This window comes from Bacillus sp. JK74 (assembly GCF_053663395.1).
On sequence record NZ_JBSJQB010000001.1, the window covers coordinates 179,562 to 191,632 of the forward strand.

The window sequence follows — 12,071 nt, forward strand, 5'->3', positions numbered from 1 at the left end:
CCGTTATTTTTTAAAGATCCCTTTCAGCACAAACGCCGCATTTGCCGGGCGCTCGGCAATTCTTCTCATCAAGTACCCGTACCAATCGGTGCCGTACGGGACATACACCCTCATCCTGTATCCTTCTTCGGCAAGCTCCTTCTGGCGCTCCGTTCTGATGCCGTACAGCATTTGGAATTCAAACTGCTCCCGTGGAATCTGATGCTCGCTGATGAGTGTTTTCGTATAAGAAATGATGTCATCATCATGTGTTGCCACCGCCGTTTCATGGCCGCTCAAAAGCTGCAGCTTAATCAGCTGCTGAAAATGAAGATCGGTTGCTTTTTTATCAGGGAACGCAACGGCCGCCGATTCTTTATAAGCGCCTTTTACAAGCCTGAGCCGCGGCTTATATGGCATCAGACCGCTGATGTCTTCAGCTGCCCGGTACAAATAAGCCTGAATGACGGTGCCGAGCATCGGAAAATCCGGCTTGCACCGCTTATACAGCTCAAGCGTACGGCCGCATCTTGAATAGTCCTCCATATCAATCGTTACAGGCACGCCGCGTTCTTTTGCCTCCGTCAATATGTCTCTGACATGCTGTTCCGCGAGTTCCTCGGAAATATCCAGACCGATGGATGTTAATTTCAGCGACAGCTCACAATCCAGTTGATTCTCGGCAATCGCCCTGATTGCTTTTTTACATTCTTCCGCCGTCCTTTTCGCATCCTTCTCTGAACCCGCATATTCACCTAGATAATCAATCGAAGCCGACAGCCCTTTTTGGTTCAGCCGCTTTACCGTTTTCACAGCTTCCGTGAGCGTTTCCCCTGCAACGAACCTTCCCGCGCCGAAGCGGATTCCGTAAGCCTGGGCGAATTTTGTAAGCATTTTATTTTTCGACAAAAATAAACATATGCTCCGCAGCAAGGATGAACTCCCTCCTTTTTCTTTTATTCGTGTATGAATTTCCGGTCGCAGAGAAAGCTAAAAAGAACAGAATTGAAGGAGGCGTTTATATGAACAACCAAGAGCAGCACGGAAACTTGCCGCCTGCCGTCATCTCAACGAAAGACCATTTGTATCTTGAGGACATGCTGAACTGGAATCTGCTTGCCATGAAAAAAGCGCATTTTATGGCGGAACACTGCCAGAATCAGACGTTAAAACAAGAGCTTGATCAGATCGGCCGGATGCATGAGAAGCATTATCAGCACATATTAGGCCGCTTGAACCCCGATCAAGGCGGACAGACAACAACAGGCTACATGCAATAGGAGGACAATCCATGGAACAGCAAAATCAAAAAATCACGAATCCGCAAACGCCCGTGCCCAATACGGCGCAAATGAATGACAGAGACTTGGTCAATGAGCTGCTGACGACGGAAAAATACATCACGGCTTCATATTGCACAGCCCTGCACGAGTTCAGCCACGAGTCTCTTTATCAAGATATTCAGGCGATTTTCGATGAGTCACAAAAAGCGCAAAGAAGATTATACGATGTGATGTTTCAAAATGGCTGGTATTCCATTGAAGCAGCCGATACCCAAAAGCTTCAGCAATCGTATCAGAAGTTCCGGCAGACCATTCAGCAGCAGTCTCCCTACCAGCAGTAAAATGAAGAAGGATTTGATGTTTTCGCCAAGCATCAGTCCTTTTTTTAATTTTGCACAAAAAGATTGACTTATCATTAATCCTTATTTATATTTAACTAATGTTAATTATTTTCTCGAGGAACAAGATGAGGAGGAGTTATGAAAAACGCGGATCAATATGTGTCTGACATTCAGAAATCCCTTCAGACGCTGCTGCAAAACATACAGCCTGAAATGGTGGAAAGCATGGCAAAACACGAGGTGACGCCTGCCCAATTATTTGTTTTAGCCAGCCTGAAAAAACACGGGAGCTGCAAAGTTTCCGAAATTGCGGAACGCATGGAGGTAAAGCCGAGCGCAGTGACGCTGATGGCCGACCGCCTCGAACAAAAAGGACTTATCGTCCGCAAACATAACCAGCAGGACAGACGCGTCATCGACATCAGCCTCACCAAAAAAGGCGAAACAAAATTCGAAGATGTTGTGGAAGGACGGAAAGCGATACTGGCGCGAAACCTGTCCGTTCTGACTGACGACGAACTGATTCAGTCCGTGAACATCATCCGCAAAGTAGCGGAAGCCGCCGAGAAATACGCGGCTGATCAAAAAGAAAACGAATAGAAAGAGGAGCTGCCAAAACATGAGCATTGAAAAGAAAGATCCAAAACGCACATTATTAATAACAGGCTTAATCATCGCCATGTTTTTCTCAGCCCTTGACGGCACCATCGTAGGAACGGCGATTCCTAAAATCGTGGGTGACCTCGGGGGATTAAGCATGATGACGTGGCTGACCACGGCATATCTTTTAACTTCGACGACGATCGTTCCGATTGCGGGGAAACTTGCAGATTTATTGGGGCGCCGCGTCGTTTATGTGTCAGGTTTATTGATTTTTATGGGAGCTTCCGCACTGTGCGGAATGGCCAGCAACATGACGGAACTGATTATTTTCCGCGGACTTCAGGGAATCGGCGGCGGTGTCATGATGCCGATGGCCATGATCGTCATCGGGGATTTGTTCACAGGGAAACAGCGTGCCAAGTTCCAAGGGCTTTTCGGAGCGATTTACGGGCTTGCTTCCGTTATCGGCCCGCAAATCGGGGGCTGGATTGTTGACTCATTAAATTGGAAATGGGTTTTCTATATCAACCTGCCAGTCGGAATTTTAGCCGTGATCTTTATCGCAAGAGGACTTCAAGGCAGAAAACAGACTGGGCCGATTAACTTTGACATCGCCGGCATTTTCACAATGATCGTCGGAATCGTCAGCCTCCTCCTCGCGCTCAGCTTCGGAGGAAAGGATTACGCATGGGGCTCTTGGCAGATTCTCGGTCTCTTTGCGCTTGCGCTTGCCGGGATTGTCGGATTCATTTTCGCTGAAATCAAAGCAAAAGAACCGATTCTGCCGATGTACCTGTTTAAAAACAGAACGTTTACCGTACTGAATCTGATCGGCTTTTTCATGAGTATCGGCATGTTCGGCGCCGTTACGTTCGTTCCTTTCTTTATGCAGGGAATTATCGGAGTCAGCGCCACCGCGTCCGGCACGATTATGACGCCGATGATGGTATCTATGATTATCACAAGTATTATCGGAGGCCAGCTGGTTTATAAGATCGGTATTAAACCGCAAATCATGATCGGCATGCTGATCATGGCCGTCGGCTTCTTCTTATTAACGACCTTGCAGCTGGATACAAGCAAGCTCGCGGCTACATGCTATATGGCCGTGATCGGTCTGGGAATGGGGCTTGTCATGCCGCTTCTCACACTCGCTCTGCAAGAAACGTTTTCAAAAGAAGAGCTGGGCGTTGTGACTTCATCAAGCCAATTTTTCCGGATGATCGGGGGAACGTTCGGCATTACGGTGCTCGGCGCTGTCATGAATGCCAGATCAGGAAGCCTTTTAACCGACAGACTGGTGCCTTACTTAGATTCACTCCCGAAACAGGCAAGTGCCTTTGCCGCCCAGTTTAAAGGGATGATTGACAAGAATCCTGAAGGGCTGCTTCAATCCTTGTTCAGTCAGGAATCGATTAAGCAGATTCCGGCCGCATTTTCTTCCCATATCGTGCCGGTTTTGAAAACGTCACTGATGGATTCGCTTCACAGCGTGTTTTTCACAGGCCTGGCCTTTATCGCTGCCGGATTGATCCTCACGCTGTTTGTTAAATCAATTAAGCTGACAAACAAAAAGACAGGCAAACAAGAAGAAAAGGCGAAAGCCGTTTAACAAAAAAATCCCGCGGATGCCGCGGGATTTTTTTATATCATCTGGGCCTCTCCGTTTCCGAATGTCCAGTCTTCCGCCTCATTGGAAATCGGGGGTGAAAATTATTTAATAAACCTTAAACATTTCATCGTTATCTTTATAGTACGACATAATAAAGTCACGAAAATTTCTTACCGAAGTAGACAACAGCCTATGTCTCATCCAAGATAAGCCGACTGGATATGAAGCAGAGTGATCAGTCACTTTTATAAAATTCAGCCCCAATGTTCTGCAAACTGAAATAGGAAGCAACGCAACACCTCGATCCAGCTTTATAATCTCGACAAGTAAATGAGAATCCGCCTCAAATGCAATATTTGGGGTGAAACCGGCTTTTTCACAAAGCGAGGCTGTAAAACCGCTATACTCCTCATTATTAGCAAGGGTAATAAATGGTTCATCGGCGACAAGACGTAAAGAAATTTCGGTTTTACCCGTAAATCGGTGGTTTGAGGGCAAAGCCAGAACAATATCTTCATTTACCAGCACACAACTCTCTATCTCTTCATCTTGAATCGGATGACCTGTTATTCCTAAATCAATGTCCCCTTTTTTTAAACTTGTTAGGATCCCGCTTTTAACTCCGATGGCTTGGAGAATTTTTGATTGAGGGGAGCGGTTGATATATTCACTCATCAGTCCTGCAAGGAATCTTGGATTAGAAATAGATATTCTTATGGTGTCAGAAATTTGATGTTCCTCCAATTGAATCTCCGTTTGTGCATTTTCAATCTCAGTAAAAATCCTGTTTACATGTTTTAAAAGAATCTTCCCTGATGAACTCAGCTTAATATTTCTGCCTTTTCTCTCAAACAAAGCTGTTCCCAGTTCATTCTCAAGTCTTTTTATAGTGAGACTTAAAGAAGGCTGGGCAATCTTTAATTGTTCTGCTGCTTTAGAAATATGCTCAGTATAGGCAACTGTCTGAAAGTATTTTAGCTGCAGCAATTCCATCTGTCTGCATCCCCCTCATTTATTTCAATAAATATATATATAACTTATTATGTATTAGATTAAATGTAAATGCGGATGTAAGATAATAGCATAGTTAAAGAAAAGGAAAGGGTGTCATGCAATGAAAATTGATGTGAAAGATATAGCAAAAAATTTAAATACGCCACTAACGGCTCCTGCTTATCCTATCCCAAATTATAAATTTGTTAACCGTGAATATTTAAATATTATTTACCGAACGGATGAAAAAGCTTTACGTGCGGCAGTGCCAGAACCTCTTGAAATTACTGAACCTTTTGTGAAATTCGAAGTGATGCGGATGCCCGATGTTTCCGGACTTGGTGCCTATACAGAGGCGGGACAAGTCATCCCTGTCAGCTTTAATGGTGAAGAAGGAGATTATGTACACTCTATGTATGTAGACAATTTCCCGGCTATTGCAAGCGGACGGGAACTTACTGCATATCCAAAGAAATTGGGCGCCCCTAAGCTGTATATAGACTCTGATACTCTTGTCGGCACACTGGATTATGGCAGTCTTCGCGTGGCAGCTGCGACTATGGGATATAAACATTTCGAAATGGACAAGGAAAAAGCGAAAAGGGAAATTTGCCGACCTAATTTTATGGTTAAGATTGCTACTGATTACAATGGTGATTTAAGGGTTTGCGATTTGGTGCGGACGCAAATAACGAATATAGAAGTTAAAGGTGCCTGGTCTGGACCGGCGCGGCTTCAATTATTTGAACATGCTCTGGCGCCTCTTGCAGATTTGCCTGTATTAGAAGTCGTTTCAGCATCTCATATTATTACGGATTTAACCTTAAATGCAGCACAGCCGGTTTATAACTACTTAGAGGAAAAATAAGGAGACGTTTACAATGAGAATTGCAATTTTAGGAGCAGGTTCTTTAGGAACCATAGTTGGAGCATATCTGTCTGCTGGCGGAATGGATGTCGAATTGATTGATTCATACAAAGAACATGTAGATACTTTAAATCAAATAGGTGCTAAAGTAGTTGGTACAACGGCATTTCAGGCAAAGGTGAAAGCCATTACCCCTGAAAACAAATCAGGCAAGTATGATTTCATATTACTTCTGACGAAACAATTATATAATGACTCCATTCTTAAAGAGTTACTGCCTTTTTTAAAGGATGACAGTGTAGTATGTTCCTTGCAAAACGGTATACCTGAACAGAAAGTTGCTTCGATCGTTGGTGATGAACGTGTTATTGCGGGTTCTGTTGAATTTGGTGCTACGTTTATTGAACCAGGCGTATCCAGACTTACAACTGAGTATACTCAATTTAAAGAGTACGCTTTTCAAATTGGAGAATTAAATGGTGAAACAACAAAAAGAATCCAGCGTATTAAATCGGTTTTAGACCTTATCGGCGGAACACATATTTCCGATAATTTAGTTGGAACGAAGTGGTCAAAATTACTTATCAATAATGCGTTCAGTGGTTTATCGGCAGCATTAAACGGAGAATACGGAGACATTCTTGACCATGAAATCGGCATTGTCAGCGCAGTTCATATCGCAGATGAGACGATTAAGGTTGGACACGCCAATGGTGTCAAATTTGCGAAAATGGGCGGCCTTGATTTAGAATCTTTGGAATTAAGAAGTGAAAATGAGATTCCTGAACGTATTCAAACATTTAGGGCAGCCATGGAACCATCCAGGCTTTTAAGAGCAAGTATGCTTCAGGATCTTGAGAAGAAACGCAAAACTGAAATTGATTATATTAATGGAGTCATTCCCAAAATGGCAGAAGGTACTGGAATTTCAACACCTTTTAATGATTTGGTTGTAGCACAAGTCAAATGTGCCGAGGAATCTCAAACAGTGCCCAATTTTGATACAAATATAAAAGCCTATGAAGAGTTATTACGTATCCGAAAGGAAATGTGATATATAGGAAAGAGAGAAAGGGATTGCTGCGGCGGTCCTTTTTTCTTGGTTCAGCAAGTAAACAAACGGGTGTGTTAGTTACATTAAAGTTCTTCGTTATGAATTGAACGGCGCCTTTATTGATTCCTTTTCAGCAAAAAAAGCTTCCGGCACCTCTCTTTGATGCCGAAAGCTTTTTATTGTTTTTTTCTGTGAGCTTCATTGAGCTGTTTAATGTGCTGTATCGCAGCTTTGATGCCCTCTTTGGCGTCCGGGTAGGATTGATTCCAATGTTTGACGAGCGGCGGCATGCTTTTTGCGATATGTGTATACAAAATCCACTGCCTGACTTCTTCCTTTACATCCGGGTTTGTTTCGCCAAGCAATAGTTCCGTGTATTTCTCAAGCAGGCCGTCCAGCTGCTGCTGCAGTTTTTCTTCCATACCGTTTCCTTCCCTTTTTCATGATTATGACAATCGGGCGGTGAGGGCCGCTTCCTGCACGATACATCTGCCGCGTCCGTGCGGAATGCAAAGCGGCGTGCCGAACAGCGGATCTTGCGTTACCTGGCAGTTCATCGCAAAGACCTGCTGTACAAGCTCGCAAGTGATGACTTCTTCGGGACGGCCCTCTGCGTAAATCTGTTTATCCTTAATGGCGACCAGATAATGGGCATAACGGCATGCCAGATTGAGGTCGTGCAGCACCATGACGATTGTGCGTTTTTCTTTTTCATTTAATTCAAACAGCAAATCAAGAATTTCAATTTGATGCGTCATGTCGAGATAAGTTGTCGGCTCGTCAAGCAGAATGATATCCGTATCCTGAGCGAGTGTCATCGCAATCCATGCACGCTGGCGCTGTCCGCCTGACAAGGAATCCACAGGACGGTCGGCCATTTCCTCAAGCTTCGTCGCTTTTAGCGCTTTTGTGACTGCGTCTTCGTCCTCTTTGGACCATTGCTTCAGCCAGCTTTGATAAGGGTATCTTCCCTGCTTCACAAGCTGATGCACCGTCAGGCCTTCGGGAGCTGACGGACTCTGCGGCAAAATAGCGAGCTCTCTTGCCACTTCCTTCGTCGGAAGCTTAGCGATAGCTTTTCCTTCTAAAAGCACAGAACCGCCCCTCGGTTTCATCAGCCGGGCCAATGAACGTAAAAGCGTCGATTTTCCGCAGCCGTTGCTTCCGATCAATACAGTGATTTCGCCTTTTGGAATCGCGACATCCAATTCGTCAATGATAACAGTCTCTCCGTACCCTAAGCTCAGCGTCTCTGTAGAAATTGCACTCATACCGCTAACCGCTCCTTTTTTGAGTTTCCCAACACTATGTATATAAACAAATTGCCTAAACATTCAACGTGAGATCATGATTATATTGTAACAGAAATTAATGACTCTGAATATCATTATCAATTAGTTTTGGGCAAAAAAGCAGCGGACGGCGGTTATTTTTTTATTTCCGTCATTTCTCCGTCGTTCTTTTTCAGTTTCAGATAAAAATGTTCATAGCGGCTGTCTAAATTAAAAGCCGAAAGCACCTGCCGGACGACCTCGCTTTCCTGCATCCGGCCGTTTACGGCAAGTTCTCCGAGGATCATCTTCATTTCATCAAGCGCTTCCTCGCCCTCTCTGTGAACCCCTGAGAGCTTGTCCCGGATGTCCGCCTTTTCATGACCGCTTTTTCTTTCATACAAACCTTCATAGCGGTTATGCTCTCCGGCTCCGTAGCTGACGCGCAGGGAAAAGCTGCTGTAAGGAACCGGCTTCGCGGATGACACGGGGGTGCTGTCTTGTTCCGCTTCCCGTTTTTCTTCATTCAATCGGCAGCCGGCAATCAGCATCAGCGTAAGACATAAAACGCCCGCCGTTCTGATCCATTTCATGCGATTCACTCCCATTCCATTCCGATCGTTTTTAGGTATTTCCAAGGGAGGCGGCTGTCATTCACGGAACAAAAAAGAACCGGAGCGGTAACAGCTCCGGCCGGTTCATCTCCAGATTATCATTCAGTCAGCTCTAAAAATTCCTGCACATCCTGTACGGCAAGGCGGACCGCGTCTTCCCAAAACGACCGTTCCGTGAGATCCGCTCCAAGGTGCTTCATCGCCAAATCCTCAACGGTCATCGAAGCCGTGTCACACAAAAGCGCGATATATTTTTCTTCAAAATCCGCTTTTTCCCGAAGAGCTCTTGCGTATATTCCAAGCGAAAATAAATAACCGAACGTGTACGGAAAATTGTAGAACGGCACTCCCGTAATATGAAAATGCAGTTTTGATGCCCAGAAATGAGGGTGGTATTCCCCTAATGAATCGCAAAATGCTTCTTTCTGCGCCGCTTCCATCAATTCATTCAATTTATCAGCCGGAACGACGCCCTGCTTCCGCTCTTCATAAAAACGCGTTTCAAATAAAAATCTCGCATGAATATTCATAAACATGGCTACGCTTCTTTGAATTTTATCTTCAAGCAAGAACAGCTTTTCATCCTTTGTCTCCGCTTGTTTCAAAGCGGCGTCGGCGACGATCATTTCCGCAAAGGTCGAGGCTGTTTCAGCCACATTCATGGCGTAGGCTCTGTTCAGCTGCCGCACTTGAAGCATGGCCTCCTGATGGAACGCGTGACCGAGCTCATGCGCCAGCGTCGATACATTCGAAGCGCTTCCGGAAAACGTCATAAAAATCCGGGATTCTCCGCTGTCGGGAAAGCTGGTGCAGAAACCGCCGACCCGTTTGCCGCTGCGGTCTTCCGCTTCTATCCACCGATCGCGGAACGCTTTTTCCGTAAATGCGGACAGCTTTTTGCCAAACGTCGAAAATTGGCTGACGATCAGATTAGCCGCTTCATCATATGTGTATTCTTTCGGAGCTTCGCCGATCGGCGCGTCCACATCATACCAATTCAGGCGCTCAAGCCCTAAAAGAGACGCCTTTCGATTCAGGTATTCGGCAAAAGGCTTTTTATGATCGGTAATGACCTGCCACATGACATCCAGCGTTTCTTTTTTCATCCGATTGATCGCAAGCGGCTCTTCCAAAGCGCTTTTCCAGCCCCGCGCTTTATAGATTTCCGTGCGGAAGCCGGCCAGATGGTTCAGCGTGCTGCTGAAAAGCTCCTCTTCTCCTTTCCAGGCTTCATTAAGCTCTTTGAACACTTGACGTCTGATGCGGCGATCCGGGTGCGCCATCATATTTTCCGCTTGGCCGACCGACAGCTCTTTATTCTCAAACGGAATCTTCATTCTGCCGACAGCCGCATTATACAGGTCGCCCCATGCATGGTAGCCGTCAACGGCCAGGCCTTCAATCAGCCTTTCTTCTGAAGCGCTGAGCTTCTCTCTGACCCGGTCTCTTCTCTCATTTAAGACATATGTGAGATCCTGAAGTTCCGGTTTTTGCAGCAGCTCCTCCCAGACCCGCTCGTCAATCCGGGCAAGTGTATCGTCAAGGGTGACCAGAGCGGATTTAAAATCACTGCTCAGCTGATTGATCCGCGCCCTCCATTCATTCGCTTTCTGATCATGAGTGTTCTGAGCCTGAAGACAGCCGACGAACGCTCCCGCCTGCCTGATCATGATCGCTGACCGTTCAAACCTATCAATCAGGTTGATCAGCTCCCGGCTTTCATCCGCGTGCGTCGGAACTGTAAATGCTTCAACCGCATGTTGAAAAGCGCTTAGATGCTTTTTGAGCTCTTGTATGTATTGCTGAAACTCTTCCGACCGGCTCCCGCCCTCAAAAATAGAGTTTAAATCCCATGTTTCCTTCAATCCCTCTAATGCCATCTTTTCTTTACCCCTTTCTACCCGAAGCTGACTCCATTATAAAACAATTCTGACATATTTCCGAACGATTTCTCCTTCTTTCCGCGAGATGTTATACACTATGAGATAAGAACAAACGGGGAGGATTATAAGATGAACAGAAAAGTTGCCATTGTAACCGGCGCAACGAGCGGATTCGGGATGCTGACAGCGCTGAAGCTCACCCGGTCTTATCACGTCATCGCAACAGCCAGACAGCCGGAGAAAGCTGTAATACTGAAAGAGGCCGCCGCTCAAGCGGGTGCATCCGAACATATTACGGTCGTTTCTTTAGATGTGACAAATGAGCAGTCGGTGTCTGACTTCGGGAACACCATCAGCGGTTTCGGACCGATTGACCTGCTTGTCAATAACGCCGGCACTGCGTACGGAGGGTTTATTGAAGATGTGCTGATGGAACATTACAGACAGCAGTATGAAACAAATGTATTCGGTCTGATTCATGTCACAAAAACCGTGCTGCCTTATATGCGGAAACATGGCGGGGCGAAAATCTTCAATATCAGCAGTATCAGCGGACTGACCGGTTTCCCGGCTCTATCTCCGTATGTCTCTTCCAAATTCGCGGTTGAAGGGTTTACAGAGTGTCTGCGCCTCGAGCTTCTGCCTTTAGGAATTCATGCCGCTTTAATAGAACCGGGCTCCTATAAAACGTCTATTTGGGAGACGTCTCTCTCCAGCCATATTACGGCGCCCGGCAAAGACTCGCCTTATTATCGCTTTTATCAGCCCCTTGAAGCTTACTTCAAAGCCAACGCATCCAAAAGCGGCGATCCTGATGACGTAGCGGAGCTGATTTATCAATTGGCACAAAGAAAACGGCTGAAGAAACTGCGGTATCCGATCGGCAGGGGCGTTAAGCTGACATTGGCTTTCCGCTCACTCTTTCCGTGGTCCGCTTGGGAATCGATTATAAAGAAAAAGCTGTTCACTTAAACTAAATTATAATAATTATAATTTAGTATTGATTTTTATTTGATACGTGATATAATTAAATTAACAGATCACAGGGAGGACGATGAATATGAATACACAAAACGCGAAAAAAACTGAAACTCTTGTTGAGAAATCAATGAACACACAATTATCAAACTGGTTTATCCTTTACTCTAAACTGCACCGCTTCCATTGGTATGTAAAAGGCCCTCACTTCTTTACGCTTCATGAAAAATTTGAAGAACTGTATAACGAAGCGGCGGAAACGGCGGATGCCATCGCAGAGCGTCTTCTGGCCATCGGCGGACAGCCTGCGGCGACTTTGCACACTTACCTTGAACAAGCTTCCATTACGGATGAAGGTCAGGAAAAAACGGCGTCTGAAATGGTGGAGTCACTGGTTCAAGACTATAAACAAATCAGCCGCGAATCAAAATTTGTCATCGGCATCGCCGAGGAACAAAATGACTCGTCAACTGCCGACCTGTTTGTCGGATTAGTTGAAGAAGCGGACAAGCATGTGTGGATGCTGTCAGCCTACTTGGGAGAATGAAGAAAAAAGCTGAACCTCAGTTGAAGGTTCAGCTTTTTTTATGCG

At 45.5% G+C, this 12,071-nt stretch carries 13 protein-coding genes and 1 pseudogene; 8 read left to right on the forward strand and 6 right to left on the reverse strand.

The window, feature by feature from the left end:
- Positions 1–3: 3 nt before the first annotated feature.
- Positions 4–912: a proline dehydrogenase family protein gene (locus ACWJJ5_RS00945; RefSeq protein WP_077722805.1), complete on the reverse strand. Its 909-nt coding sequence runs from the start codon at positions 910–912 to the stop codon at positions 4–6.
- Positions 913–1,001: 89 nt separating this feature from the next.
- On the opposite strand from ACWJJ5_RS00945, the gene ACWJJ5_RS00950 reads away from it, so the two are divergent.
- The 4 genes from ACWJJ5_RS00950 (at position 1,002) to ACWJJ5_RS00965 (ending at position 3,818) form a co-directional block, all read left to right on the forward strand.
- Positions 1,002–1,259, forward strand: a complete 258-nt coding sequence (locus ACWJJ5_RS00950; protein WP_003151832.1) for a hypothetical protein — start codon at positions 1,002–1,004, stop codon at positions 1,257–1,259.
- A gap of 11 nt (positions 1,260–1,270) precedes the next feature.
- Entirely contained in the window at positions 1,271–1,603 is a 333-nt protein-coding gene (locus ACWJJ5_RS00955) for a spore coat protein (protein ID WP_003151830.1), read from the forward strand.
- A gap of 138 nt (positions 1,604–1,741) precedes the next feature.
- Entirely contained in the window at positions 1,742–2,203 is a 462-nt protein-coding gene (locus ACWJJ5_RS00960; protein WP_003151828.1) for a MarR family winged helix-turn-helix transcriptional regulator, read from the forward strand.
- A 19-nt stretch (positions 2,204–2,222) separates the two neighbouring features.
- Entirely contained in the window at positions 2,223–3,818 is a 1,596-nt protein-coding gene (locus tag ACWJJ5_RS00965; protein ID WP_007410079.1) for an MDR family MFS transporter, read from the forward strand.
- Positions 3,819–3,923: 105 nt separating this feature from the next.
- On the opposite strand, the gene ACWJJ5_RS00970 is transcribed toward ACWJJ5_RS00965, so the two are convergent.
- A complete protein-coding gene (locus ACWJJ5_RS00970) occupies positions 3,924–4,811 on the reverse strand; it encodes a LysR family transcriptional regulator (protein ID WP_070082334.1) in 888 nt (295 codons plus the stop codon).
- Between the two features lie 121 nt (positions 4,812–4,932).
- On the opposite strand from ACWJJ5_RS00970, the gene ACWJJ5_RS00975 reads away from it, so the two are divergent.
- Together ACWJJ5_RS00975 and ACWJJ5_RS00980 are read left to right on the forward strand one after the other, a co-directional pair.
- On the forward strand, positions 4,933–5,679 hold the full coding sequence (locus ACWJJ5_RS00975; RefSeq protein ID WP_077722808.1) for an acetoacetate decarboxylase: 747 nt from the start codon (positions 4,933–4,935) through the stop codon (positions 5,677–5,679).
- 13 nt (positions 5,680–5,692) lie between these two features.
- The gene (locus tag ACWJJ5_RS00980; RefSeq protein ID WP_454022121.1) at positions 5,693–6,733 is read left to right on the forward strand and encodes a ketopantoate reductase family protein; all 1,041 of its coding nucleotides are present in this window, start codon (positions 5,693–5,695) and stop codon (positions 6,731–6,733) included.
- A gap of 176 nt (positions 6,734–6,909) precedes the next feature.
- On the opposite strand, the pseudogene ACWJJ5_RS00985 reads toward ACWJJ5_RS00980, so the two are convergent.
- The 4 genes and pseudogenes from ACWJJ5_RS00985 to ACWJJ5_RS01000 all read right to left on the reverse strand — a co-directional run bounded on the left by ACWJJ5_RS00985 (position 6,910) and on the right by ACWJJ5_RS01000 (position 10,498).
- Positions 6,910–7,177: pseudogene (locus ACWJJ5_RS00985) on the reverse strand (YusU family protein).
- Positions 7,178–7,179: 2 nt separating this feature from the next.
- On the reverse strand, positions 7,180–8,004 hold the full coding sequence (locus ACWJJ5_RS00990) for an ABC transporter ATP-binding protein (RefSeq protein WP_003151820.1): 825 nt from the start codon (positions 8,002–8,004) through the stop codon (positions 7,180–7,182).
- Between the two features lie 155 nt (positions 8,005–8,159).
- Positions 8,160–8,597, reverse strand: a complete 438-nt coding sequence (locus tag ACWJJ5_RS00995) for a YusW family protein (RefSeq protein WP_077722810.1) — start codon at positions 8,595–8,597, stop codon at positions 8,160–8,162.
- Positions 8,598–8,716: 119 nt separating this feature from the next.
- Positions 8,717–10,498: a M3 family oligoendopeptidase gene (locus tag ACWJJ5_RS01000; RefSeq protein WP_317461638.1), complete on the reverse strand. Its 1,782-nt coding sequence runs from the start codon at positions 10,496–10,498 to the stop codon at positions 8,717–8,719.
- A 132-nt stretch (positions 10,499–10,630) separates the two neighbouring features.
- On the opposite strand from ACWJJ5_RS01000, the gene ACWJJ5_RS01005 reads away from it, so the two are divergent.
- A complete protein-coding gene (locus ACWJJ5_RS01005) occupies positions 10,631–11,473 on the forward strand; it encodes an SDR family oxidoreductase (protein ID WP_454022122.1) in 843 nt (280 codons plus the stop codon).
- Positions 11,474–11,561: 88 nt separating this feature from the next.
- Positions 11,562–12,026: a Dps family protein gene (locus tag ACWJJ5_RS01010; protein ID WP_038461591.1), complete on the forward strand. Its 465-nt coding sequence runs from the start codon at positions 11,562–11,564 to the stop codon at positions 12,024–12,026.
- The last annotated feature ends 45 nt before the right edge of the window (positions 12,027–12,071 follow it).

Excerpts from the sequence above, each read along its gene's own strand:
- ACWJJ5_RS00950 (WP_003151832.1), top strand. The coding sequence starts at position 1,002 with ATGAACAACCAAGAGCAGCACGGAAACTTGCCGCCTGCCGTCATCTCA.
- ACWJJ5_RS00955 (WP_003151830.1), top strand. The coding sequence starts at position 1,271 with ATGGAACAGCAAAATCAAAAAATCACGAATCCGCAAACGCCCGTGCCC.
- ACWJJ5_RS00960 (WP_003151828.1), top strand. The coding sequence starts at position 1,742 with ATGAAAAACGCGGATCAATATGTGTCTGACATTCAGAAATCCCTTCAG.
- ACWJJ5_RS00965 (WP_007410079.1), top strand. The coding sequence starts at position 2,223 with ATGAGCATTGAAAAGAAAGATCCAAAACGCACATTATTAATAACAGGC.
- ACWJJ5_RS00970 (WP_070082334.1), bottom strand. The coding sequence starts at position 4,811 with ATGGAATTGCTGCAGCTAAAATACTTTCAGACAGTTGCCTATACTGAG.
- ACWJJ5_RS00975 (WP_077722808.1), top strand. The coding sequence starts at position 4,933 with ATGAAAATTGATGTGAAAGATATAGCAAAAAATTTAAATACGCCACTA.
- ACWJJ5_RS00980 (WP_454022121.1), top strand. The coding sequence starts at position 5,693 with ATGAGAATTGCAATTTTAGGAGCAGGTTCTTTAGGAACCATAGTTGGA.
- ACWJJ5_RS00990 (WP_003151820.1), bottom strand. The coding sequence starts at position 8,004 with ATGAGTGCAATTTCTACAGAGACGCTGAGCTTAGGGTACGGAGAGACT.
- ACWJJ5_RS00995 (WP_077722810.1), bottom strand. The coding sequence starts at position 8,597 with ATGAAATGGATCAGAACGGCGGGCGTTTTATGTCTTACGCTGATGCTG.
- ACWJJ5_RS01000 (WP_317461638.1), bottom strand. The coding sequence starts at position 10,498 with ATGGCATTAGAGGGATTGAAGGAAACATGGGATTTAAACTCTATTTTT.
- ACWJJ5_RS01005 (WP_454022122.1), top strand. The coding sequence starts at position 10,631 with ATGAACAGAAAAGTTGCCATTGTAACCGGCGCAACGAGCGGATTCGGG.
- ACWJJ5_RS01010 (WP_038461591.1), top strand. The coding sequence starts at position 11,562 with ATGAATACACAAAACGCGAAAAAAACTGAAACTCTTGTTGAGAAATCA.